Consider the following 23,884-nt stretch of genomic DNA (forward strand, 5'->3'; position numbering starts at 1 on the left):
TTCATTTATTCTAATAAAATCTATGAGACACTTGCTTTTCAAGTATATTTATACTATAATCATAAACAATACACAAAAAGGAGACCTTTATGAAAAGAATTATTCGTGCTTGGAACAAAACAAATCTGATCAAACGGATCGGAATCGGAATGACCTTGGGGGCTATTCTAGGTCTACTCGTTCCTAATCTAACTGGCATCGGTTTATTGGGAGATTTATTTGTAGGAGGACTAAAGGCCATCGCCCCTATCCTGGTTTTTGCTTTAGTCGCTAACGCCCTTTCCCAACACCAGAAAGGTCAAGATAGCAATATGAAAAAAGTCATTTTCCTCTATTTGCTGGGGACCTTTGCTGCGGCTCTTATAGCAGTTTTGGCTAGCTTTCTCTTCCCTGTTCAGATGGTCTTGAGTAGCGCTAGCACAGAAGTTACTCCTCCAGACGGTATCGGACAAGTGCTCAGCAATCTTCTGCTAAAAATAGTAGATAATCCTGTCAATGCCATCATCGAAGCTAACTATATCGGAATTTTGTCTTGGGCTATCGTCTTTGGGATTGCCATGCGAGAAGCTAGCAAAAATAGCAAGGAGCTACTCAAAACAATGGCCAGTGTGACTTCAAAAATTGTCGAATGGATCATCAACCTTGCGCCCTTTGGTATCCTCGGGTTAGTCTTCAAAACCATCTCAGACCAAGGTATCGCTAGTTTAGCAAATTACGGAATCTTACTCGGACTTTTGATTGCCACTATGGTTTTCGTTGCCCTAGTGATCAATCCTCTGATTGCTTTTCTCTTTATCAAGAAAAATCCTTATCCACTTGTTTGGAAATGTTTGCGTATCAGCGGAGTCACAGCCTTTTTCACCCGAAGTTCCGCTGCTAATATCCCTGTTAATATGAAACTCTGTGAGGATCTAGGTCTTAATCCAGATACCTATTCTGTCTCTATCCCCTTGGGATCAACCATCAATATGGCTGGAGCTGCTGTTACCATCAACATCTTAACCCTAGCTGCTGTCAATACCCTTGGAATCTCAGTTGATTTTGCAACAGCCTTTGTACTCAGTATCGTTGCAGCCATCTCTGCCTGCGGTGCTTCAGGAATTGCTGGAGGTTCTCTCCTACTTATCCCAGTTGCTTGCAGTCTCTTTGGGATTACCAATGATATCGCTATGCAGGTTGTGGGTGTCGGATTTGTCATCGGTGTTATCCAAGACTCTTGCGAAACAGCCCTCAACTCCTCAACAGATGTCCTCTTTACAGCAGTAGCTGAATTTTCCTCTGCTCGCAATAAATAATCAAGGCAAGCCTATTTAGGGCTTGTTTTGTCTGGTTTCTATCATTCATTTTAGGAAATGTCTCATGTCTATCACCCAACGTACTTTTAAACTCGTTCTGGCAACCTGTTTGGCCTGTGTTCTAGCCTACTTTCTAGATTTATCCTCAGCAGTGTCCGCTGGTATCATTGCTCTATTGAGCTTATCGGATACCCGTCGAAGCACCATTAAGCTAGCTCGTAATCGTTTATTTTCAACTCTTCTTGCTCTTTTCATTGGTGTCCTTTCCTTTCACCTGACTGGCTACCATATCCGGAGTTTCGGTCTCTATTTGGCCCTCTATGTTCCTCTTGCCTACAAATTCGGCTGGGAAATTGGGATTACCCCTAGTAGTGTCTTGGTCAGTCATCTCTTGGTTCAAGAGTCTATATCACCAGATCTGCTTGTGAATGAGCTCCTCCTATTTCTTATTGGTACGGGATTTGCCTTGACTGTCAACCTCTACATGCCTTCTCGACAAGAAGAAATCCATCTCTATCATCTCAAGGTGGAAGAAAAACTAAAACACATCCTGCAACGTTTTGAATATTATCTTGGAAAGGGCGATGGCCGCAACCGTGCACAACTTGTTGAAGAACTGGACCAATTCCTCGAAGAAGCGCTCAAACTCGTCTACCTTGATCACTCTGACCACCTCTTCCACCAAACCGATTACCATATCCACTATTTTGAAATGAGACAGAGACAGAGTCGCATTCTTCGCAATATGGCCCAGCAAATCAATACCTGTAATCTAGCAGCAAGCGAAAGCCTAATCCTTGCCCAGCTATTTGCTAAAATTGCGGATCAACTCAGTCAGACCAATCCAGCCAACGATCTATTAAATGATATTGAAAGCTACCTGCAGGTATTTCGCAATCGTAACCTCCCTAAAACAAGGGAAGAATTTGAAACGCGCGCAACCTTACTTCAACTCCTGCGCGAATTGGAAAACTTTATTCAACTGAAAGTTGACTTCTATCAACGCTATTCTGAAGAAAAAAGCAATCTATCATCATAAACAAAACACCTTTTGAACTGCGAAAACTTGCAATTCAAAAGGTGTTTTTCTGTCTCAAACCTAGCTAACTAGTGAATCATGCTTACAGAATATCAACATTGGCATGAACTCCTATGAAACTCACATTGATAGACTGATCTTGCTCTTAAGCAGAATAAATAGAATTTCTAAACTCATCTGATTCCTTGAGATATGCTTTGTATATAGCTTTTTTCAACTTCTGAACAGGAGTTTCAATGAAACGGTATTGTTTTTGACTGATATTTCCTGCTTTAATCTGAGCAAGTTCTTCTTTTACCGCTTCTTCCATCAATTGCTTCATTCGTTCAGGACTGGAAATCACTTCCTGCTTACCTTTGTAGTCAATGGTAATCGGTTTTAACTTACTGATATTCGCAATCCGTTCATCCATTTGTTCCTTCTTGAATTGGGCATAGGTCTTACCAGCTAAGATCTTTTCAAAGATGTATCGGTCTGACAAGGGGCGATTCTCTTTTTCAGCATCTTGCTTGTACTGATTAGAGACATAAGGAACGAAACCTTCGTAATAGCCAAGTCCTGCCATGAGTTCAAAGGCTTGTTTTCTAAAGCTGATATCACCACTCATTCCCTTATCATTTTCGTTGACACCATAAATCGTATCAAACATATCAACGGTATAATAACCATTGGCATCTACTTTCCCTGTAGCCGTAAATCCTTTAATGATATAGCGATTTACCACGATATGATTGTCAATCAAACTATGAACATCTCCTAGCTTGCTAGCATCTGCCTCTGTTAAAGCCTTGATTTCCTCGCTCTGGTGGCTTGGTTTGACAGATGGATTTGGATAAGAAACAGGAGTTCTTGAACCACTTGTCGCACTCGGCAAAAGTTGCTTGAAGTAGACTGCCTTATCCGCTGCTGACAATCCTCGACTTGCCTCAGCTTCTAGATAATCTAAAGTATAGAGAACATCGAAACTACCGTGCATATATTCTTTCAAATCTGCGGCTGATTTAAAGCGCTCAGGTGTCTTGTTGTAGAAACTGTCTTTGTCACTCTCATCATAGACAAAGTTCAAATTAAAGTAGCTATCTGTTTCAGGAGTGTAGGAGTTTTCAAAGATTCCACGTGCATAGAATTCTGCTCCAGTACCATCTCGTCGACCATAATTATTAAAGAGGACTGTGCGATCCAACAAGTGAGTCATTTCATGAGAATAGGTTGCTGACCCTCGATCGTCCAAAACCCTATCAATAAAGTAGCGCACACCAGCACCATTTGCCTCAGCACCTACTGATTGAGGCGGAGAATACATGCCTAGCGGAGACACGAAGTCCTTGACTCCCTTATCCGCCTCTGAACCAAACTCCTTAGACCAGGTTTCCTTGATGCCTGCATTTTGCTTGCTAGTATACTTTTTCATAGTATCCACAATCAAACGGTTGGTTACTAATTTTGATTGATTGTCTTTTTTAGTGATTCTATAAAGCGTATCAACATAAGCAGCCTGACGCTCAGCCGTCAATTCAACCAGAGCCTTCACTTTTTCCAATTCAGCCTTATATTGAGCAGGATTGCTTTGAGCCAGTGAGGTATCCATATAAGTTCCGATATTTCCGTAGGAAACAGTTGCCATATTAGTAATAGCATAGATGCTCGGTTCCTTGATGTTTACTAGGCCTAGAAGGGTAGCCATGTTATATTGTTTGCGATTCTCAATCTGTTGGGGTTCTGCCCCGTACTTGGCAGGATCAGAGGTCAACTTCGTGTAGAGACTGACATTTTCATCTGTCTTCTCTTTGGATTTCTTCTCAACAACGATGGCTTTTGTAGCATCCTTCAGCCAAGTATCACCATCCATGTTTGTAAAGGTTGTTCGGTTATAGTCAAGGAAGTCTAATAGGCTTGACTTGTCTGTTACTTTTCCAAAGTATGTTTCAAATGTTCGAGGACTATTGACCAGTTTCATCTCATCATAGCTCATTGAACCTAGAGATGTTAGCCACTCTAGTGATGTCACCTTCTTACCAAAGGAACTTGGATTGTAGGCAAGAATATCACGGATGTTGGTCTTGCCAAAATCAATATTGTAGAAACGATTGATATAGGTTAAACCTAGGAGAATCTTTTCCTTATTAGCTTCTAAATCTGCCTGAACCTTAGCTCTGCTTTCCGCTGTGTTCCCAAGCACACTCAAGGTATGGGCTACAACTTTTTTCAGGTCTGTATCTAGGGTCTTTTTCGTTTCTTCAAGTGTGTCTTTAATAGATAATCTTTCTAGATATTCTTTGCGAAGGACTTCTTTAACCTCTTCATCTGTAATAGCAGGATTTGTCTTTTTAAGTTCAATCTTCTTACTAATCATATCTCGCCCCAGAATATTTGGCCTGAGGGCATTTGTCACATAAGCATTGGAAAGCAGGTCCACAGCCTTCATTCCTTGGCTAGCTGGTCTTACATCAATAGCATTTTCTAACTCCGTATTCACTGGAAGAAGATGAGGTTTGGTTTCTTTGGTACCCACCAAGATGACCTTTGGTTTCATTGCTTTTGTCACAGTACTTGTTTCCGTGTGTGATAGCAATTCACCTGTTTGAGAATTTACTTCATAAACTCTGGTAGTGGTGGTCTCGCCAGGATCGCCCTGGCTTTCTACTTTTTCAAGATCCTTATCAAGTGTTGGATCCTGACGACGTTCCTCCTTGATTGGAATTGGTGTCACAATGGTTTGGACATTTCCGACCTTCACTACCTTATCAATCGGAGCTGTTACTTCTTTTTGGTGATCTCTTTCTGTAACCTGACCTGTCTGAGCATCTACTTGATAGGTGGTAGTCGTTTTTCCGATTCCTTCCTTACCTGGAACAGCAACTTTTTCTATTTGATAAGGAAGTGTCGGGTCCACTTCATAAACCGTATTATTTGCGATGACCCTTGTTTCTACACTTGGTTTGGTCCCAACTAGAACAACCTCATCTACCTTTTCCACCAGAGTTTTTGATGTACTAACCTCTGTAATTTGTCCACTTGTTTGATCTCTTGTATATCGGGTAGTGGTTTCTACTTGTCCATTGACCCCATGTGTTTTCGTCTTTCTAGAACCGACCTCTTGGCTGTCATCTGCTTGATAGATTGTTTTGTAGGAGATTGTTTGGGTTTCAATCTTAGGTTCTGGAACTGGCGCCGGTTCTACCTTAGTGCCTACTGCTATGATTTCGGTAACTGGCTCTAAAGTTACAGTATTGGATTTGACCTGGCGGTCTTCCTTACCATCTACAGTCGTCACTTCCGTTAAGATAGTGCGCTCACCTGCAACCCCTGCTCTGATGACACGTGTTTGCCCCTTGAGTAAGTCCGGATCGTCCTGATGAATAGTGTCATAGGCAACGGCTTCTGTCGCAACTTCAAGCTCTGGCTTCACTTGGACCAAGCTCGGAGTACCTTCACTTGGGGTCGAGGTGGACTCTACCTTAGTGCCTACTGCGATAATTTCGGTAACTGGCTCCACAGTTACAGTATTGGATTTGACCTGGCGGACCTCCTCGCCATTGTCAATCGTGACCTCAGTTAAGATTGTACGCTCACCTGCTACGCCTGCTCTGATGACACGTGTTTGACCCTTAAGCAAGTCCGGATCGTCCTGATGAATAGTGTCATAGGCAACGGCTTCTGTCGCAACTTCAAGCTCTGGCTTCACTTGGACCAAGCTCGGAGTACCTTCACTTGGGGTCGAGGTGGACTCTACCTTAGTGCCTACTGCTATGATTTCGGTAACTGGCTCCAAAGTCACAGTGTTGGATCTGACTTGGCGGTCTTCCTTGCCATCTACAGTCGTCACCTCGGTTAAGATCGTGCGCTCACCTGCTACGCCTGCTTGGATAAGGCGGGTTTCACCCTTGAGTAAGTCTGGATCGTCTTGATGAATAGCATCATAAGCAACGTTTTCTGTCGCAACTTCAAGCTCTGGTTTCACCTCGACCAAGCTTGGTATACCTTCGCTTGGAATTGAAGTGGATTCTACCTTAGTGCCTACTGTGATGATTTCTGATACAGGGGAGTTGGTGACTTCATTAGAGACCTGCTTGCGATTTTCCTTGCCATCGACAGTTGTCACCTCGGTTAAGATGGTACGCTCACCGGCTACTCCTGCTCTGATGACACGGGTTTGACCCTTAAGCAAGTCTGGATCGTCCTGATGAAGAGTGTCATAGGCAACTGCTTCTGTCGTAACTTCCAATTCTGGTTTATCTTCAACAAGACTTGGAGCACCTTCGCTTGGAATTGAGGTGGATTCTACCTTAGTGCCTACTGCGATAATTTCGGTAACGGGCGCGGTCGTAACTTCATTAGAGACCTGCTTGCGAGTTTCCTTGCCATCGACAATTGTCACCTCGGTTAAAATAGTGCCCTCGCCTGCAACGCCTGCTCGGATAAGGCGGATTTGACCCTTAAGCAAGTCTGGATCGTCCTGATGTATTGTATCATAGGCAACGGCTTCTGTCGTAACTTCAAGCTCTGGCTTCTCCTTGACCAAGCTCGGAGCACCTTCACTTGGAGTTGAGGTGGACTCTACCTTAGTGCCTACTGCGATAATTTCAGAAATTGGTTCCAAGGTTACAGTGTTGGATTTGACTTGGCGGTCTTCCTTGCCATCTACAGTCGTCACTTCCGTTAAAATAGTACGCTCACCTGCGACGCCTGCTCGAACAACACGAGTTTGACCCTTAAGTAAGTCTGGATCGTCCTGATGAATAGTGTCATAGGCAATGGCTTCTGTCGTAACTTCAAGCTCTGGCTTTTCTTGGATCAAGCTTGGAGAACCTTCGCTTGGGGTTGAGGTGGATTCCACCTTAGTGCCTACTGCGATGATTTCGGTAATTGGCTCCAAAGTCACAGTATTGGATCTGACTTGGCGGTCTTCCTTGCCATCTACAGTCCTCACCTCGGTTAAAATAGTGTGCTCACCTGCAACCCCTGCTCGGATAAGGCGGGTTTCACCCTTAAGCAAGTCTGGATCGTCCTGATAAATAGTGTCATAGGCGATGGTCTCTGTCGCAACTTCAAGCACTGGCTTCACCTCGACCAAGCTCGGAGTACCTTCGCTTGGGGTTGAGGTGGATTCTACCTTAGTGCCTACTGCGATGATTTCAGTAACTGGCGCCACAGTTACAGTATTGGATTTGACTTGGCGGTCTTCCTTGCCATCGACTGTCGTCACTTCCGTTAAAATAGTACGCTCACCTGCTACGCCTGCTCTGATGACACGAGTTTGACCCTTAAGCAAGTCCGGATCATCCTGATGAATAGTGTCATAGGCAACGTCTTCTGTCGTAACCTCAAGTTCTGGCTTCACCTCTACCAAGTTTGAAGTTCCTTCACTTGGAGTTGAGGTGGACTCTACCTTAGTGCCTACTGCGATGATTTCAGTAACTGGCTCCACAGTTACAGTGTTGGATTTGACTTGGCGGTCTTCCTTGCCATCGTCAATCGTGACCTTAGTTAAGATTGTACGCTCACCTGCAACCCCTGCTTGAATGACACGTGTTTGACCCTTAAGCAAGTCTGGATCATCCTGATAAATAGTATCATAAGCAATGGCTTCTGTCGTAACTTCAAGCTCTGGCTTCACCTCGACCAAGCTCGGAGTACCTTCGCTTGGGGTTGAGGTGGATTCTACCTTCTCTGCTTGTGGAGAATGAGGTTTTGTATTTTCATTTCTAGAAACTTCTCCATTTCTCTTTACAAAATAATAGCCTGTAAATTCATAACCCTCAATCTTTTCTGGACTAGGCAAAAATTCTCCTGCAACTGTTTTGACAAGAGCTGGACGAAGCTCTACTAAGTTCTCCAAGGCAGAAACTGATAGTGCAGTACCACCTACAGCCAAAACTGTCACTAGAAAGAGAGAGGCGCCTTTTCTCTTTTTAATGAGAGTGAGCGAAACTAACAAGATACCTGTACCTAAGACAGGTAGGATAGCATTTGAAAACAAGCCAGTATCAGGTAACTTAGTAGCAGACTTACGGTAGACGAAGTAATAATCCTGACCTTCCTCCACTTGGATAGCATTCTCTTCAAACCAACGTAGTTCAGCCTTCAAAGATTCAGGAAGATCTTTATCTTCCACATAGTGTGACACTAGCTGAGGAATTCTTTCCTCTGCAAGCACGGCATTTCCACCTGTGCCTACAAAAAACAAACTCGTTCCCAATAAGACGGAACAAGTTCCTACTGCATACTTTCTCAAAGAAAAGCGTTGTTTTGCTTTAAAATGATGTTGTTTCATGATAAACTCCAATTTCGTATCTATTCCTCTTCCCAGTATATCAAAAATAGTAAACGCCTACAAAGGATTTGAATAATAAAATTGCCATATCTAACTTCTTTATCCAATTTTGAAAGAAAAGCAACCGTATTCTTTGTAAACATTCACAATAAGAACGTGATTTCCTCCCAGAAGTTCTTCTATTATCTGCTACTTAATAAAAATCTAGTGAATGAAAGTAGGAGGCCGATGAAGCTTAAAGAGCCTAAATTTCTAGATTATACAAAGCAAAAACCACAAGTAAACTCAGTTTTACTGACTTCACTTGTGGTAGTTATGTTTTATCAAAATATTTACCGAATCCTAATAGAACTCCAAAGCCACATACCTATCTCTTTTTCACCGATATTAGGGAGATATCTCGTAAACTAAAGTACGTGAGGACCAGCATAGCTACTGTAATAAAGAATTCTGTTGGTAGCTGAAAGATTTGCAGGATGGACAACATAAGCAAAATCACGAGGGCAACAAGTCCAAAGACTAATATTACAACATTGACCGTCCCCTTGATACTTTGAGGTGTCGCAAATATATAGAGTAAGAGTAATAAAATCCCTATGATTAAATAGACCATTTTCTGCTCTTTCTAGCTCTCATTCAGCTGATTTTTTCTTTTTGTTTGCTTTCTCACGCTCTGCCTTGTTAAGGATTTGTTTACGCAAACGAATAGATTCAGGCGTTACTTCCATGTATTCATCGTCGTTCAAGAACTCAAGTGATTCTTCAAGAGTCAAGATACGAGGAGTCTTAATAACCGCTGTTTGGTCCTTAGTTGCTGAACGAACGTTGGTCATTTGTTTCGCTTTCGTAATATTAACAGTCAAGTCATTTTCACGAGAGTTTTCACCGATAATCATTCCTTCGTAAACCTCAGTACCTGGGTTAACAAAGATTGTTCCACGTTCTTCGATAGACATGATAGAGTAAGTCGTTGCCTTACCAGTATCGATAGAAACAAGTGCACCACGGTGACGTCCACCGATTTCACCTGGAATCAATGGCAAGTATTGGTCGAAGGTATGGTTCATGATACCGTAACCACGAGTCATTGACAAGAACTCAGTTGAGTATCCAATCAAACCACGGGCTGGAACAAGGAAAACCAAACGAGTTTGACCATTACCAGTTGAAATCATATCCAACATTTCACCTTTACGTTCAGAAAGACTTTGGATAACAGATCCTTGGTACTCTTCTGGTGTGTCGATTTGAACACGTTCAAATGGTTCACATTTAACACCATCGATTTCTTTTACGATAACTTCTGGACGAGATACTTGAAGTTCATATCCTTCACGACGCATGGTTTCGATAAGGATTGACAAGTGCAATTCTCCACGTCCTGAAACAGTCCATTTATCTGGTGAATCAGTTGGGTCAACACGAAGAGAAACGTCTGTTTGCAATTCTGCTTGAAGGCGCTCTTCAACCTTACGTGAAGTGACCCATTTACCTTCTTTACCAGCAAATGGTGAATTATTAACTAAGAAAGTCATTTGAAGAGTCGGCTCATCAATGTGTAGGATTGGAAGTGCTTCAACTGCGTCTGTAGGAGTAATGGTTTCTCCGACGAAGATATCTTCCATACCTGATACGGCAATCAAGTCACCAGCTTTGGCTTCTTGGATTTCACGACGTTCCAAACCAAAGAAACCGAAAAGTTTTGTGACACGGAAGTTCTTAGTTGTACCGTCCAATTTAGAAAGGGTAACTTGGTCCCCAACCTTTACACTACCACGGAAGACACGTCCGATACCGATACGACCTACGAAGTCGTTGTAGTCAAGAAGTGACACTTGGAATTGAAGTGGCTCATCTGAGTTATCAACTGGAGCTGGGATGTGATCGATAATGGTATCAAAGATTGGCGCCATAGTCTTTTCTTGGTCTGCTGGATCATCTGACAATGAAGAAGTTCCGTTGATTGCTGATGCATAGACAACTGGGAAGTCAAGTTGATCATCATCCGCACCAAGCTCGATGAAGAGTTCCAAAACCTCATCTACTACTTCTGCTGGACGAGCTGATGGCTTATCGATTTTGTTAACCACAACGATAGGAACAAGGTCTTGTTCCAAGGCTTTTTTCAATACGAAACGAGTCTGTGGCATAGTTCCTTCGTAAGCATCTACGACCAAAACGACACCATCAACCATTTTCATGATACGCTCAACTTCTCCACCGAAGTCCGCGTGTCCTGGTGTATCCATGATATTGATACGAGTTCCGTTGTAGGCAACGGCTGTATTTTTCGCAAGGATAGTGATCCCACGCTCTTTTTCGATATCGTTTGAGTCCATAGCACGCTCTGCCAACTCTGTACGCGCGTCAAGAGTTTCAGATTGTTTCAACAATTCGTCAACGAGGGTCGTTTTCCCGTGGTCGACGTGGGCAATAATCGCGATATTACGGATATCTTCTCTTAATTTTGTCATGATTTCCTCTATTGTATTCAAAAATTTATTTTCTAACTGAACGATTATACCACAATTTTAAGCAAATGACTTAATTCAAGTAAGTGTAAATGTTTTCACTATGCTTTTCTTTTCACATCAAGCCTTTTCAAAGCAAACAACTTGTGATAAGATAAGCTGGTATGCGTTTAGATAATTTATTAGCCCAGGAAAAAATCAGTCGAAAAGCCATGAAACAGGCTCTCCTAAAAAAAGAAATCTTAGTAGATAGAGTCCCTGCTACTTCCCTTGCACAGAATGTTGATACTGGATTACAAGAGTTGATTTTTCAGGGTAGAAAAATCCAAGGATATGAACACACCTACCTCATGCTACACAAGCCAAACGGAGTCGTAACTGCAAGCAAGGATAAAAAACTCCCAACTGTCATGGACCTTCTTCCTCAGCATCTCCAGTCTGACCAACTCTACGCCATCGGCCGTCTGGATCGGGATACGACGGGTCTCCTCCTCTTAACGGATAATGGTCCCCTAGGTTTTCAACTCCTCCATCCTCAGTATCATGTCGATAAAACTTACCAAGTAGAGGTCAATGGGCCACTGACTCCCGACCATATCCAAGAGTTTAAAGATGGGATTGTCTTTCTTGATGGAACTATCTGTAAACCTGCTCAACTTGAGATTTTATCCTCAAGTCCTAGTCTCAGCCAAGCCACCATTACCATCTCTGAGGGGAAATTTCATCAGGTAAAAAAAATGTTCCTCTCTGTTGGTGTCAAGGTTACCGCTCTCAAACGCACCCATTTTGGCCCTTGGAGTCTTGATGACAATCTCCAAGAAGGCGACTATCGACATCTAAACTCACAAGAATTGGCAATCATTCTTGACTTTCTTAGAAAAAGTGGTTAAAAAATGAGGTTGGGACAAAAGATCCCGACCTCACTTTTTATTAGCAATCAAACTTTGACGCGGTTGCTGATTGAACTTTTTGTTCGTCTTTTAGACTCCAAAAAGCTCCTAATCATCCTCGCGGGGCTGGGACTACGAAATCGAGACTTTGTCTATCGATTTCTGTCCCACCGCCATTTCTTATTTTTCAACTTTCACTTTCCCTGTCCAAGAATCCAATCCGTAAGAGAGGATATAGATTTCTGAGAAACCTTGTTTTTTCAAGAAAAGTGCTGCATTTGTGACACGTTGCGCACGTTGGTTTTCATAGAGAAGGACAGGTTTATCCTTGCGAAGAGCTGCAAGACTTGTCTTCAATTGGTTTGAAGGAATATTACGAGCTCCGAGGATGTGTTTTTTGTGGAAGTCAGCTGGATCACGCAAGTCAATTAACTGACCTGTACGAATCAAAGACTCAAACTCTGCATTGTCTACAATTTTCGCTGCACGACGAATGCGAAGATAGTTATATCCCATCCAAGCCAACATCGCTACAATAAGTCCCCATAATACCCAAGTTCCCATATTACCTAATCTCCATTTTTTTCTAAATAGTCTAATTCTAGTTTGTGCTCTCTGCGAAGAACAGCTTCTGCTTCAAGATAATCCAGCTTGTCCATCAAGCCTGCATCATAGATTCGAGATAGCTCGATCTTCATCAGCTCAATGTCATAGAGACGTTTTCCCATGTAGACAATGATACCAAACTGTTTGAGAAATTGTTGCACATCATAGAGTGTTTTCATAGCTTTCATTTTAGCAAATAATCAGAGTTTTTTCAATAGTTCCCATGGAAGACTATTTTTACTGCTTACTAATTTTCTTGATACTCCGATATAGAAGATACCCAACAATCATTCCAACAAAATTCTGCAACAAATTGTGAGGAATATCTGTTAGGGCTGCCCCCCAACCTTTCATCCAAGAAGTCGCACATGCATATCCAGCTACCATGAGAAAAGTTGCCAAAACTAATCCAAGCCACTGCCATTTTCCTTTAAAACCTGCAAAGTAACCCTGCAAGCCATGGAAAAGCAAGCTGAAGAACATCCAATGAGGATAACCTGAGATTAGGTCAATAATGAAACCTCCTAGACCTCCGACAATAGCTCCTTCCCGTTTTCCATAATAAAAAGCAGTAAAGAAAATACCAGCATCTAGTAGAGTTAAGATTCCTGTTTGGGTTGGGATTTTGACAATATAACCTAAAACTACCGATAGGGCAGTTAGTATTGATAATAGGGCGATTTTACTTGTTTTGGTTTGCTTCATACTGTCTCACTCCATATTGATCTGCTTGTGCAATGGCACGGTAAACAAAGGCTTTGGAAGTTTCAATTGCTGGTAATAGTTCCTCTCCCTTGACTAACTGACTAGCAATACTTGATGCAAAGGTACATCCTGCACCAGCATTTTGTCCTTGGATAACTGGATTTTCAAGAATAGTGAAATTCTCCCCATCATAAAAGACATCCACAGCCTTATCCTGACTGAGGCGATTTCCACCCTTGATAATCACTGCTGGTGCACCCAAGTCATGTAATTTCTGCGCTGCAGCCTTCATATCTTTCAGACTTTCAATCTTTTGGTCTGCAAGCAACTCTGCCTCAGGAAGATTCGGAGTAATCACTGATACATAAGGGAAAAAGCGAATCAACTCTTGACAGAGCTCACTGACTGCAACGTCGTGCGTTTCCTTACAAACCAATACAGGGTCCAAGACTACTGGAACTCCTTCACGTTCCTTGATAAAATTCAAGGCTTTCTCAGCAACACCGACTGTCGGCAAGAGACCAATCTTAATCCCTCCAAAGTCTATACTCTTGAGGCTATCCAACTGTTGTTGAAAAATAGTTTCATCAGTTGGAAAGACTTCAAAGCCATTTTCTGTCAAAGCAGTCAAGCAGGTCATGGCTACAAATCCATGCAAACCATTCAAAGTATAGGTGGCAAGGTCAGCAGCTAATCCACCACCACTAAAAATATCATTTCCTGAAAGTGCTAAAATACGATTATTCTTCATAACGAATCTCCTTCAAATACAAACCATTGGGTGCTGCAGTTGGACCTGCCAACTGTCTGTCTTTTTTCTCCAAGATGAGGTCAATCTGTTCAATCGGCATACGGTTGTTGCCAATTTTCAGCAAGGTTCCAACCATATTTCGAATCTGCTTATAGAGAAAACCATTGCCAGAGAAAGTAAAGGTCAAAAACTGACCTGTTTCATCAACCCTAAGACTGGCTTCCGTAATCGTCCTAACCTTATCCTCTACACTAGTACCTGATGCTGTAAAACCAGTAAAGTCATGTGTTCCCTCTAGTTTTTTTACAGCAAGCTGCATCCGCTCCACATCTAGCGGATAGGGATAATGCGTCGCATAATGGCGGCGCATAGGATTTTTAGGACGTCCTCTATCCACGATAAACTCGTAGGTCTTGCTATGCTTGGCATAACGGCAATGAAAATCGTCAGCCACTATCTCAATCGAAATCACATCGATATCTTCAGGACTTTGGGTATCAAGAGCAAAGCGAAGTTTTTCCTCATCCATCTGATAGGGAAGATCAAAGTGGATAACCTGTCCTAAAGCATGAACGCCACTGTCCGTTCGCCCAGCGCCATGGATGGTAATGGCCTGTCCTTTATTTAATTTGGTTAAAGTTTTTTCAATTTCCTCTTGGACACTACGCGCGTGAGGTTGCCGCTGAAAACCAGCAAAAGCGTAGCCATCATAAGAAATTATAGCTTTATATCTAGTCATGTATCTATTTTATCAAGAAAATTTCTCTGCAACAAGCTTGGGATTTGAGAATTGTACGGGGACAGTTCTCAGTGTCATCTAGTCTTTACCTAGATTTTCTCATTATATATTTACGTTCTGGAACTTCAATGGTTTGAACGATTTCAAATCCTTCTTTTTGGTAGAGGTCTCTAGCTATTTGATTTGACTCAAAAACCGTTAGGGAAATACTCTCTATTTCTTCATTTTCAAACATTTCTTGAAGAAAGTATTGAAAAGCTTTTCTACCTAATCCTTTCCCCTGCTTATGTGGAGCTATGAGAAATCTTCCGATATGAAGATTTTTATCTTCTAGTTTGATTTTCTGGATGACGCCTACAAACTCTTCTCCAACAAAAATGGAAAAAATTCCTTCCAGTTTTTGTAAGGATTGAGCAATTAAGGGATAAGAAATTTTTGGCCCCATCCATTGCTTCTGAAAACTTTCTCCCAAAGCATTAGACCACTGACAAATAAGTCGGGCATTTTCTAACTGAAGTCCTTTTTCAAAGTGAATTTTCATATTTGTTCCTAAAACTTCTCCTATATCCAACTATTATACTCTTTCTCTTATTTTTTCCGAATAAATAAGTATGATTCATCTTTACTTTTTTCTTGTTGGAACGATTCTTGCTTCCTTTCTAGGTTTGGTCATTGATCGTTTCCCTGAGCAATCCATCGTCTTTCCTGCTAGCCACTGTGATTCTTGCCAGACCCGTTTGAGACCACTGGATTTGATTCCGATTGTGTCACAGATATTCAATCGCTTTCGCTGCCGCTACTGCAAGGTCCACTATCCTGTTTGGTATGCTTTCTTTGAGTTGTGCTTAGGACTGCTCTTTCTAGCTTTTTCTTGCAGTTTTTTAACGTTGGGGCAAGTCATCCTGGTTACTGCTGGCTTGACTTTGAGCATCTATGACCTTCGTCATCAGGAATATCCCTTGCTGGTCTGGCTAGTTTTTCACTTAATCCTCATGGTTTGCTCTAGTTGGAATCTAATCATGGCTTTCTTCCTATTTCTTGGAATCATTGCTCATTTCATCGATATTCGCATAGGAGCCGGTGATTTTCTCTTTCTAGCCTCTTGTGCGCTCGTCTTTAGCATAACGGAGATACTCATCTTGGTGCAATTTGCTTCCACAACTGGCATTCTAGCCTTTCTCCTACTAAAGAAAAAGGAAAGACTTCCTTTTGTGCCTTTCCTCTTACTTGCTGCTTGCGTGATTATTTTTGGTAAGCTACTGCTTCTCGGATAAAGCCAGCGATTTCTGCTACTTGTCCTTCATGTAGAGCCTTAACAATCTTGGAACCGACGATGACGCCGTCTGATACTGCATTGAAGCGTTCCACATCAGCCTGTGTGGATACACCAAAACCTGTCAAAACTGGAATGTCAGCCACTTGATGAAGTTGAGACAAGTGCTTGTCCAAATCATCTCGATAATTTCCTGATTTCCCTGTCATCCCATTGATAGCAACGGCATAGACAAAACCTTCAGCTCCCTCAATGAGTTCTTTTTGACGGTCAATTCCTGTCGTCAAGCTGACTAAAGGAATCAAAGCAATGTCTGTACCTGCCAAAAAGGGCTCTACAAAGTTGGCATGTTCATGAGGGAGGTCTGGAATAATCAAACCTTTAACAGCTGTATCAGCAAGATCTTTAACAAATTTCTCAACACCGTATTGAAAGAGGGGGTTAAAGTAAGTCATGATGACAAGCGGAATTTCTGTTTCAATGGTTTTCAAGGTTTCGACTAGAGCTTGAGTAGAGGTCCCATGGGCTAGGCTACGCAAGCCTGCTTCTTCAATGACAGGTCCATCTGCAACAGGATCTGAAAAGGGAATACCCACTTCAATGGCTGAAACACCCAAATCTTCTAAAAAGTGAATTGTTTCACCGAGACCATTCAAACCTTTTTCGTGGTCTCCAGCCATGATATAGGGAACAAAAATTCCCTTTCCAGTTGCTTTAATAGCGTTCAGTTTTTCTGTTAGTGTCTTAGGCATGAGCTTCTCCCTTCTTTGCTGCGTCTGCTTCCAAGCGGTCTTTAACTTGAACTACATCCTTGTCTCCGCGACCTGATAGACAGACAATCATAGACTTGTCTGGACCAAGTTCTTTGGCTAATTTCACCGCAAAGGCGATAGCGTGACTAGATTCCAAAGCTGGGATAATCCCTTCCACACGTGACAAGAGTTGGAAACCTTCCAAGGCTTCCTCATCTGTCACAGGAACATAGGTCGCACGCTTGATATCGTGGTAATGAGAATGTTCTGGACCGATACCTGGGTAGTCTAAACCTGCCGAGATAGAAAAGGCTTCTAAGATTTGTCCATGAGCATCTTGGAGCACATCCATGAGCGAACCGTGGAGAACACCTGGTCTACCCTTGGTCAAGGTTGCTGCATGATGCTCTGTATCCACACCTAGTCCTGCTGCTTCAGCTCCATACATAGCCACTGACTCATCTTCCACAAATGGATGGAAAAGCCCGATAGCATTCGAACCACCACCAACACAGGCTACTAGGGCGTCTGGCAAATCTTGCCCTGTCAAGTCACGGTACTGTTGTTTAGCTTCGCGTCCGATGACACTTTGGAAGTCACGCACAATTTCTGGGAAAGGGTGGGGTCCTAAGGCAGAACCAAGGATATAGTGAGTGTCATCGATATTTGCCACCCAAGAACGAAGGGCTGCATTGACTGCATCCTTGAGCACGCGCGAACCATCTGTTACAGCTTCCACCTTGGCTCCCAAAAGTTCCATTCGGAAGACATTGAGGGCTTGGCGTTTAACATCTTCCTCACCCATATAGATAGTACATTCCATGTTGAAAAGGGCCGCAGCAGTCGCAGTTGCCACACCATGTTGACCGGCACCTGTTTCAGCAATAATTTTCTTTTTGCCCATGCGTTTAGCGAGAAGAACTTGGCCCAAGGCATTGTTAATCTTGTGTGCACCTGTATGGTTGAGGTCTTCACGTTTGAGGTAAATCTTGGCTCCGCCGATATGCTGGGTCAAGTTTTTTGCGTAGTAAAGAGGAGTTTCACGTCCCACATACTGGCGCAAAAGTTGGTTTAATTCCTCTTGGAAACTTGGATCTGCCTGACTTTCACGATAAGCCTTTTCCAACTCCAAAACTGCTGTCATCAATGTTTCTGGGACGAAACGTCCGCCGAATTTTCCGTAAAATCCATCTTTATTTGGTTCTTGATATGCCATGCTTAACCCTCTCTATAAATCTTCTAATTTTTTCATGATCTTTTTGTCCGTTTGATTCTACTCCACTTGATACATCTACTGCAAAGGGAGTAAAGTGTTGAATTGCTTCTTCTACATTATCCTCATTGAGCCCGCCTGCGATGAAGAAAGGCTGAGATAGTTCTGTCGTATCCAGTTGCCCCCAGTCAAAGGTTTGACCACTCCCTGCCACAGGTGCATCAAAGAGGAGATAATCTGCCTGAGAATTGGGTACATGACCATCTCCATCCACCTGAACAGCCTGAATGCTGGCACAAGGCAGATTCTCAAACAAATCATTCGACACTCGACCGTGAACCTGTACCAAATCCAAGCCAACCTTGTCAATCGCTTCTAGTAATTCTTCCCGACTTGGTGAAACAAATACCCCAACTTTTTGAATATGGCTAGGAATGAGCTTTGCCAACTCGGCAGCCTGGGCCAAGGTCACCTGTCTTTTGCTAGGAGCAAATACAAAACCAATATAGTCTGCTCCAGCCGACACAGCTGTTTCTACCACTCCTTTGGTCGATAATCCACAAATCTTAACCTTTGTCAATCTGCAACTCCTTGATTCTCTGGGCGACATCTTCTGCTTGCATGAGGGCTGTTCCTACCAAAATTCCGTTAAAGTAGGGGGCAACTCGTTTCGCATCTTCTTCTGTAAAAATAGCAGATTCAGAAATGTAGAAGCAATCGTCCTTAAAGTATTGGGCCAAGTCTACACTGGTCTGCAAGTCAACTTCAAAGGTAGTCAAATTACGATTATTCACACCGATAATTTGAGCTCCCAGGCGGTGAGCAACTTCAAGCTCAGCCAGATTATGAGTTTCCACCAACACTTCTAGTCCAAGCTCTGTCGCATAGTCATACAGTTCCTTGAGGCGTTCTTCTGATAAAGCCGCTACGATGAGCAAGATAACTGTTGCACCTGCATTGCGAGCACGGATGACTTGCTTTTCATCAATAATAAAATCCTTATTCAGTGTCGGTATCTGTACCTGACTGGAAATCTCACGAAGATAATCCAAATGACCTTTAAAGAAAACCTCGTCTGTCAGAACAGAAATCATAACTGCTCCGTTAGTCTCATAAGTCTGGGCCTGTTGAACAATATCTACATCAAGATTAATATCCCCTAGACTTGGGCTTGCCTTCTTGACCTCCGCAATGATTTGCAGACGTTCTTGATGGTTTTTCAAATATTCAGCCAAACGATAGCTTTCTCGCAAGGGCTGAAGTTCCTCTCGTTCCATCTTTTCAACTTCACGCGCCTTCTGCTCTAAGATACGTGACAAAAATTCCTGACTCATCTTTGATACTCCTGTAATAGTCTGAGTTTTTCAAGGGCCTTACCACTAGCAATCACTTGGCGTGCCATTTCAACTCCGTCCTTGATACTGTCTGCTTTACCATTGGCGTAGAATCCTAGACCTGCATTTAAGACTGTTGTTTCCAAGAATGGACTTGGTTCGTTATTAAGAACACTGATAAGGATGGCTGCATTCTCATGAGCATTTCCACCACGAATATCCTCAATAGCAATGCGTTCCATTCCCAAATCCTCTGGAGTGAAGCTTGACAAAGTGATTTCTCCATTTTCAAGAAGGGCAATGCTGGTAGTTCCATTCAAACCAGCTTCATCCAATCCTTCTGGACCAGCTACTACGATAGCACGTTTGCGACCCATGTTTTTCAAAACTTGAGCTGTACTTTCTAGAAGTTCTGGACGACTGATTCCTAGAAGCTGTGTTTCCAAGACCATTGGGTGAATCAGTGGGCCTGTCAAATTCATGATGGTTGGAATTCCTAACTCCAAACGTGCTGGCATAATATATTTCATAGCTGGGTGCATGTTTTTGGCAAAGAGAAAGACGATTCCTGTTTGGTCAAATACCTTACCCAATTGTGATGGCTTGAGGTCAATATTGATTCCCAAAGCTTGCAAGACATCTGCTGAACCAGATTTAGAAGAAATAGAACGATTTCCATGTTTGGCCATATGAATGCCGCCACCAGCCAAGACAAAGGCTGCAGTTGTTGAGATGTTAAAGCTAAATGACTTATCTCCACCTGTACCACAGTTATCCATAGCATCTTGAATGTTTGTTGGAATGTGTTGAGCATGTCCTCTCATGACTTGAGCGAGGGCTGTTCTTTCTTCAGGTGTTTCTCCCTTCATCTTGAGGGCTAAAAGGAGTGAAGCGATTTGTGCTTCTGTCACTCGCCCTGTTACGATGCGTTCGATCACATCTGTCATTTCAACACTTGATAAATCTTCAAAGTTCGCTAATTTTTCAATAATTTCTTTCATTTTGTGTTCCTCACTTTACAACTTTCTCGATAAAATTCTGAATAGAAGATAGACCATCTGGTGTTCCTATACTTTCTGGATGATACTGCAAGCCATAAATCGGCAAGTTTTTGTGTTGAATTCCCATAATGGCTTGGTCATCTGTCGAACGAGCTGTCACTTCAAACTCTTCTGGCATCTCTTCAATTAAAATACTGTGGTAACGCATGACTGGACGATTATCCTCGATTCCTTGATAGAGAACGGAAGGAGTCTCAAATCGAATCTGGCTTTGTTTACCGTGCATAACTTTAGGAGCCAAGCCTAACTTGCCACCAAAGACTTCTGCGATGGCTTGGTGCCCTAAACAAATCCCTAGAATCGGTTTCTTACCTGCAAAATCACGAATCATTTCTTCCATTTTCCCAGCATCAGCTGGCCAACCTGGTCCAGGAGAAAAGACAAGTCCATCTGCCTTTGTAGCTTCTTCATAAAGGTTTGGATCATCATTTCTCAAAACCTGAACTTCTGCGAAATTCCCGATATATTGAGCCAGGTTATAGGTAAATGAATCATAATTGTCAATCAATAAAATCATGGTCTTAGTTCTCCCATTCTAGTCATAGATTTAGCTTTGTTAATCGTTTCTTGGTATTCGTTCTGAGCGATGGAATCATAAACAATTCCTGCACCAGCCTGTACGTAGGCTGTTTTATTTTTAAGAATCATGGTTCGAATAGCAATGGCGAAATCCATATCTCCAGTTGCTGATAAGTAACCGATAGCTCCTGCATAGACGCCTCGTTTCTCTGTTTCTAGTTCATAGATGCGCTCCATGGCCCGAATCTTTGGTGCCCCCGATACTGTTCCTGCAGGAAGAGTCGCTTTCAAGGCATCCATAGCAGTCAGTTCTGGTAACAATCGTCCTTTAACCACGCTGGTCAAATGCATGACATAGCGGAAAAGTTCGACTTCCATATACTTGGTTACTTGGACACTTGCTGTTTCAGCAATTCTACCGATATCATTGCGTCCTAGGTCCACTAGCATTCGGTGTTCTGCCGTTTCCTTTTCATCAGAAAGTAGATCACTTGCAAGTGCTGCATCTTCCTCATCATTGGTACCTCTAGGTCGCGTACCTGCAATCGGATTGGTTGTCACGATGCCATTTTTGACGGACACCAAGCTCTCAGGACTGGCTCCGATGATTTGATAATCTCCAAAATCATAAAAGTAGAGGTAATTTGATGGATTTGTCACTCGAAGGTTTCTGTAAAAGTCAAAAGGATTTCCAGTTACCTCTGCGGAGAAGCGTTGACTGAGTACGCACTGGAACATATCTCCATTACGAATCAAGTCGCGAGCTGTTTCTACCATTTCTTCAAATTTCTGAGGAGCGATATGTGGTCTAAACTGAAGTGGAGAAAGGTCCAAATCTTCAAATTCATTTGGAGCAGGGATTTTCAACTCCTCTAAAACTTGATCCAAAGCTGCTTCTAGTTCTTCATTGCTTCGATCACTGTAAAGAGCATCCTCGATGATATGAATTTTTTCTTTCTTGTGGTCAAATACCATATAACTCTCGTAAACAAAGAAATGCATATCTGGCGTCCCAATCGTATCCTCAGGAAGCTGGCCAATTTCTTCATAAAGAGAAATCATGTCGTAACCAACAAAGCCAATCGCTCCACCACCAAAAGGTAGGTCTGAATGGTGCTGACTCTTATAAGTTACTTCATAAAGGAAATCCAAAGGATCACGATTAATCACTTGCCCATTTTGATAAAGGACTCCATTTTCGAACTTAATTTCAAAAACTGGGTTATAGGCTAAGATAGAAAATCGAGCATTTTCTTTTTCTCTTGGGATACTTTCAAGTATGACCTTGTATTCTCCGTTCAAACGCATATAAGCCAAGATTGGTGATAAAACATCTCCATGAATGATTCGTTCCATTGTAATTTCCCTTTCAGTTCTTCTTAAATTCCGTGTTGATTCTACAAAAAATCCCCACGCAAAATAACTTGCGTGAGGACGAAATTCGCGGTGCCACCTCAATTATAGGATTTCTCCTATCTCTCATTCCTGTCTCAGATAGCTCCTGTAACAGGCTGTGCGATAAAGGGCACTCCCTTGAGAATTATGTTTTCTTCTCTCATTTTCAGATAGACCCAATCTTACAGCTTTCTCTGCTTGTTTTCAGCAACCACAAGCTCTCTGTGAGAGAAATATCTGTATCTTTTCTATCTTTTATTTTTTAGCTTCAAGATAATCTGCAATAGCAGCTACGTCTTTATCTCCACGACCTGAGACATTGATGATGATAATTTCATCCTTACTTAGTTTTGGCGCACGTTTAACTGCTTCTGCGATAGCGTGTGAGCTTTCAATAGCTGGGATAATTCCTTCAGTCTTGCTAAGTAGAAGCAAGGCTTGGACAGCCTCTTCATCAGTTGCTGCAACATACTCTACACGACCAGAGTCTTTAAAGAAGGCATGTTCTGGACCAACTCCTGGATAGTCCAAGCCTGCTGAGATAGAGTAAACTGGTGCGAGCTCTCCATCTTCCTTAAAAACTGCATAGGTCTTCATTCCATCTACAATTCCTACACTACCCTTGGTCATTGTTGCTGCGTGTTTATCGGTATCTAAACCGTGACCAGCAGCTTCTACCCCAACCAATTTGACTTCTTCATCAGCTACATACTGTGAAAAAGCTCCGATGGCATTGGAACCACCACCTACACAGGCAATAACGTAGTCTGGCAGTCGTCCTTCTTTTTCCAAGATTTGACGACGTGATTCTTCACTGATGACTTTTTGAAATTCATGGACAATCGTTGGATAAGGATGAGGGCCTACAGCAGATCCTAAAACGTAGAAGGCTTCAAGGTCATTCATCCATGCTCCAAAGGCTGCATCAACCGCATCTTTGAGGGTACGAGTACCAGTTTCAACTGCGTGAACAGTTGCTCCCATCATCTCCATGCGGAAGACATTGAGACGTTGACGCTCCACATCTTCTGCTCCCATATAGACATCACATGCCATACCAAACTTGGCTGCAGCAGCCGCAGTCGCAACACCGTGCTGGCCAGCTCCTGTCTCAGCAATTACACGCTTTTTACCCATGCGTTTTGCTAGAAGGATTTGACCCAAAACATTATTAAGTTTGTGAGATCCAAGGTGGTTAAGGTCTTCACGCTTGAGATAAATCTTAGCTCCACCTAGGTGCTCTGTCAAACTTTCTGCAAAATAGAGTGGTGTTTCACGACCTGAATAATCCTTCAAGTAATGGCGAAACTCAGCTAAAAACTCTGGATCATCCTTGTATTTTTCAAAAGTAACTTCCAATTCATCTAGCAAAACCTGAATTGGTTCTGGTACAAAACTACCACCAAATTGTCCGAAATATCCTTTAGTTGTCATAAATTTTTCCTCCTTCTGTATGAATCCGGCTTTTTATTTGCTTTTGGTAGTGAAATGGTCTGGGGGACCATTTCAGCCTTTACTCAAAGAACAAGTGAAACTTGAATATTACTCTAAGTTAACGCCCTAATAA

Annotated in this window: 21 protein-coding genes and 1 other annotated feature; of the genes, 4 read left to right on the forward strand and 17 right to left on the reverse strand. The window is 42.4% G+C overall.

Features of this window, described 5'->3' with window-relative positions:
- The first annotated feature begins 89 nt into the window (after positions 1 to 89).
- Positions 90 to 1,295 carry a serine/threonine transporter SstT gene (gene sstT / locus QM877_RS03030; protein ID WP_049549262.1) on the forward strand — a complete coding sequence of 402 codons (1,206 nt, stop codon included), beginning with the start codon at positions 90 to 92 and terminating at the stop codon, positions 1,293 to 1,295.
- 64 nt (positions 1,296 to 1,359) lie between these two features.
- Positions 1,360 to 2,334, forward strand: a complete 975-nt coding sequence (locus QM877_RS03035) for an aromatic acid exporter family protein (protein ID WP_414317543.1) — start codon at positions 1,360 to 1,362, stop codon at positions 2,332 to 2,334.
- A 145-nt stretch (positions 2,335 to 2,479) separates the two neighbouring features.
- On the opposite strand, the gene QM877_RS03040 is transcribed toward QM877_RS03035, so the two are convergent.
- The 3 genes from QM877_RS03040 to typA form a co-directional block, all read right to left on the reverse strand.
- Positions 2,480 to 8,608, reverse strand: coding sequence for a G5 domain-containing protein (locus QM877_RS03040; protein ID WP_414317544.1), 6,129 nt, complete (start codon positions 8,606 to 8,608; stop codon positions 2,480 to 2,482).
- 367 nt (positions 8,609 to 8,975) lie between these two features.
- The gene (locus QM877_RS03045; RefSeq protein WP_414317545.1) at positions 8,976 to 9,221 is read right to left on the reverse strand and encodes a DUF3165 family protein; all 246 of its coding nucleotides are present in this window, start codon (positions 9,219 to 9,221) and stop codon (positions 8,976 to 8,978) included.
- 19 nt (positions 9,222 to 9,240) lie between these two features.
- Positions 9,241 to 11,082: a translational GTPase TypA gene (typA, locus tag QM877_RS03050; RefSeq protein ID WP_060956097.1), complete on the reverse strand. Its 1,842-nt coding sequence runs from the start codon at positions 11,080 to 11,082 to the stop codon at positions 9,241 to 9,243.
- Positions 11,083 to 11,243: 161 nt separating this feature from the next.
- On the opposite strand from typA, the gene QM877_RS03055 reads away from it, so the two are divergent.
- Complete coding sequence (locus tag QM877_RS03055) at positions 11,244 to 11,969, forward strand: pseudouridine synthase (RefSeq protein ID WP_414317546.1); 726 nt, start codon at positions 11,244 to 11,246, stop codon at positions 11,967 to 11,969.
- A 180-nt stretch (positions 11,970 to 12,149) separates the two neighbouring features.
- Here the strand turns inward: QM877_RS03055 and QM877_RS03060 are convergent, their stop codons facing one another.
- The 6 genes from QM877_RS03060 to QM877_RS03085 form a co-directional block, all read right to left on the reverse strand.
- Positions 12,150 to 12,533 carry a rhodanese-like domain-containing protein gene (locus tag QM877_RS03060; RefSeq protein ID WP_414317547.1) on the reverse strand — a complete coding sequence of 128 codons (384 nt, stop codon included), beginning with the start codon at positions 12,531 to 12,533 and terminating at the stop codon, positions 12,150 to 12,152.
- Between the two features lie 5 nt (positions 12,534 to 12,538).
- Complete coding sequence (locus QM877_RS03065) at positions 12,539 to 12,763, reverse strand: YqgQ family protein (protein WP_000646475.1); 225 nt, start codon at positions 12,761 to 12,763, stop codon at positions 12,539 to 12,541.
- 49 nt (positions 12,764 to 12,812) lie between these two features.
- Positions 12,813 to 13,280, reverse strand: a complete 468-nt coding sequence (locus tag QM877_RS03070) for an ECF transporter S component (RefSeq protein ID WP_414317548.1) — start codon at positions 13,278 to 13,280, stop codon at positions 12,813 to 12,815.
- Positions 13,258 to 14,031 (reverse strand): bifunctional hydroxymethylpyrimidine kinase/phosphomethylpyrimidine kinase, encoded by a 774-nt coding sequence (locus tag QM877_RS03075; protein ID WP_414317549.1) that lies wholly within the window; start codon positions 14,029 to 14,031, stop codon positions 13,258 to 13,260. Before QM877_RS03075 ends, QM877_RS03070 begins: the two co-directional genes overlap by 23 nt.
- The gene (gene truA / locus QM877_RS03080) at positions 14,021 to 14,770 is read right to left on the reverse strand and encodes a tRNA pseudouridine(38-40) synthase TruA (protein WP_316108489.1); all 750 of its coding nucleotides are present in this window, start codon (positions 14,768 to 14,770) and stop codon (positions 14,021 to 14,023) included. Before truA ends, QM877_RS03075 begins: the two co-directional genes overlap by 11 nt.
- Before the next feature lie 85 nt (positions 14,771 to 14,855).
- Positions 14,856 to 15,311 (reverse strand): GNAT family N-acetyltransferase, encoded by a 456-nt coding sequence (locus QM877_RS03085; RefSeq protein WP_414317631.1) that lies wholly within the window; start codon positions 15,309 to 15,311, stop codon positions 14,856 to 14,858.
- 70 nt (positions 15,312 to 15,381) lie between these two features.
- Here QM877_RS03085 and QM877_RS03090 point away from each other — a divergent pair, with 70 nt between their 5' ends.
- A complete protein-coding gene (locus QM877_RS03090) occupies positions 15,382 to 16,044 on the forward strand; it encodes a prepilin peptidase (protein WP_414317550.1) in 663 nt (220 codons plus the stop codon).
- Here QM877_RS03090 and trpA read toward each other — a convergent pair.
- From trpA to trpB (QM877_RS03130), 8 genes are all read right to left on the reverse strand, one after another.
- Positions 16,013 to 16,795 carry a tryptophan synthase subunit alpha gene (gene trpA / locus QM877_RS03095; RefSeq protein WP_414317551.1) on the reverse strand — a complete coding sequence of 261 codons (783 nt, stop codon included), beginning with the start codon at positions 16,793 to 16,795 and terminating at the stop codon, positions 16,013 to 16,015. The genes QM877_RS03090 and trpA overlap by 32 nt on opposite strands.
- Positions 16,788 to 18,011, reverse strand: a complete 1,224-nt coding sequence (trpB, locus tag QM877_RS03100) for a tryptophan synthase subunit beta (protein WP_084925140.1) — start codon at positions 18,009 to 18,011, stop codon at positions 16,788 to 16,790. The genes trpA and trpB (QM877_RS03100) overlap by 8 nt, the downstream gene beginning before the upstream one ends.
- On the reverse strand, positions 17,989 to 18,588 hold the full coding sequence (locus QM877_RS03105) for a phosphoribosylanthranilate isomerase (RefSeq protein WP_414317552.1): 600 nt from the start codon (positions 18,586 to 18,588) through the stop codon (positions 17,989 to 17,991). Before QM877_RS03105 ends, trpB (QM877_RS03100) begins: the two co-directional genes overlap by 23 nt.
- Positions 18,575 to 19,342: an indole-3-glycerol phosphate synthase TrpC gene (trpC, locus tag QM877_RS03110; RefSeq protein WP_414317553.1), complete on the reverse strand. Its 768-nt coding sequence runs from the start codon at positions 19,340 to 19,342 to the stop codon at positions 18,575 to 18,577. The genes QM877_RS03105 and trpC overlap by 14 nt, the downstream gene beginning before the upstream one ends.
- Positions 19,339 to 20,343, reverse strand: a complete 1,005-nt coding sequence (trpD, locus tag QM877_RS03115; protein ID WP_414317554.1) for an anthranilate phosphoribosyltransferase — start codon at positions 20,341 to 20,343, stop codon at positions 19,339 to 19,341. The genes trpC and trpD overlap by 4 nt, the downstream gene beginning before the upstream one ends.
- Before the next feature lie 10 nt (positions 20,344 to 20,353).
- Positions 20,354 to 20,920, reverse strand: coding sequence for an aminodeoxychorismate/anthranilate synthase component II (locus tag QM877_RS03120; RefSeq protein WP_414317555.1), 567 nt, complete (start codon positions 20,918 to 20,920; stop codon positions 20,354 to 20,356).
- Positions 20,917 to 22,278 carry an anthranilate synthase component I gene (gene trpE / locus QM877_RS03125; RefSeq protein WP_414317556.1) on the reverse strand — a complete coding sequence of 454 codons (1,362 nt, stop codon included), beginning with the start codon at positions 22,276 to 22,278 and terminating at the stop codon, positions 20,917 to 20,919. The genes QM877_RS03120 and trpE overlap by 4 nt, the downstream gene beginning before the upstream one ends.
- A gap of 71 nt (positions 22,279 to 22,349) precedes the next feature.
- Positions 22,350 to 22,582: a binding site (T-box leader), on the reverse strand.
- Positions 22,573 to 23,751, reverse strand: a complete 1,179-nt coding sequence (gene trpB / locus QM877_RS03130) for a tryptophan synthase subunit beta (RefSeq protein ID WP_004251478.1) — start codon at positions 23,749 to 23,751, stop codon at positions 22,573 to 22,575. Its footprint overlaps the feature before it by 10 nt.
- Positions 23,752 to 23,884 lie beyond the last annotated feature (133 nt).

The sequence above is a fragment of the Streptococcus infantis genome, from assembly GCF_047463655.1.
GTDB classification, from domain to species: domain Bacteria; phylum Bacillota; class Bacilli; order Lactobacillales; family Streptococcaceae; genus Streptococcus; species Streptococcus infantis_Z.

Bases quoted from the DNA above. Each gene is read 5' to 3' on its own strand.
- trpB (WP_084925140.1), bottom strand. From the start codon at position 18,011: ATGGCATATCAAGAACCAAATAAAGATGGATTTTACGGAAAATTCGGC.
- truA (WP_316108489.1), bottom strand. From the start codon at position 14,770: ATGACTAGATATAAAGCTATAATTTCTTATGATGGCTACGCTTTTGCT.
- QM877_RS03040 (WP_414317544.1), bottom strand. From the start codon at position 8,608: ATGAAACAACATCATTTTAAAGCAAAACAACGCTTTTCTTTGAGAAAG.
- QM877_RS03065 (WP_000646475.1), bottom strand. From the start codon at position 12,763: ATGAAAGCTATGAAAACACTCTATGATGTGCAACAATTTCTCAAACAG.
- typA (WP_060956097.1), bottom strand. From the start codon at position 11,082: ATGACAAAATTAAGAGAAGATATCCGTAATATCGCGATTATTGCCCAC.
- trpB (WP_004251478.1), bottom strand. From the start codon at position 23,751: ATGACAACTAAAGGATATTTCGGACAATTTGGTGGTAGTTTTGTACCA.
- QM877_RS03075 (WP_414317549.1), bottom strand. From the start codon at position 14,031: ATGAAGAATAATCGTATTTTAGCACTTTCAGGAAATGATATTTTTAGT.
- trpE (WP_414317556.1), bottom strand. From the start codon at position 22,278: ATGGAACGAATCATTCATGGAGATGTTTTATCACCAATCTTGGCTTAT.
- QM877_RS03070 (WP_414317548.1), bottom strand. From the start codon at position 13,280: ATGAAGCAAACCAAAACAAGTAAAATCGCCCTATTATCAATACTAACT.
- QM877_RS03085 (WP_414317631.1), bottom strand. From the start codon at position 15,311: ATGAAAATTCACTTTGAAAAAGGACTTCAGTTAGAAAATGCCCGACTT.
- sstT (WP_049549262.1), top strand. From the start codon at position 90: ATGAAAAGAATTATTCGTGCTTGGAACAAAACAAATCTGATCAAACGG.
- trpC (WP_414317553.1), bottom strand. From the start codon at position 19,342: ATGAGTCAGGAATTTTTGTCACGTATCTTAGAGCAGAAGGCGCGTGAA.
- trpA (WP_414317551.1), bottom strand. From the start codon at position 16,795: ATGCCTAAGACACTAACAGAAAAACTGAACGCTATTAAAGCAACTGGA.
- QM877_RS03055 (WP_414317546.1), top strand. From the start codon at position 11,244: ATGCGTTTAGATAATTTATTAGCCCAGGAAAAAATCAGTCGAAAAGCC.
- QM877_RS03060 (WP_414317547.1), bottom strand. From the start codon at position 12,533: ATGGGAACTTGGGTATTATGGGGACTTATTGTAGCGATGTTGGCTTGG.
- QM877_RS03120 (WP_414317555.1), bottom strand. From the start codon at position 20,920: ATGATTTTATTGATTGACAATTATGATTCATTTACCTATAACCTGGCT.
- QM877_RS03090 (WP_414317550.1), top strand. From the start codon at position 15,382: ATGATTCATCTTTACTTTTTTCTTGTTGGAACGATTCTTGCTTCCTTT.
- trpD (WP_414317554.1), bottom strand. From the start codon at position 20,343: ATGAAAGAAATTATTGAAAAATTAGCGAACTTTGAAGATTTATCAAGT.
- QM877_RS03035 (WP_414317543.1), top strand. From the start codon at position 1,360: ATGTCTATCACCCAACGTACTTTTAAACTCGTTCTGGCAACCTGTTTG.
- QM877_RS03045 (WP_414317545.1), bottom strand. From the start codon at position 9,221: ATGGTCTATTTAATCATAGGGATTTTATTACTCTTACTCTATATATTT.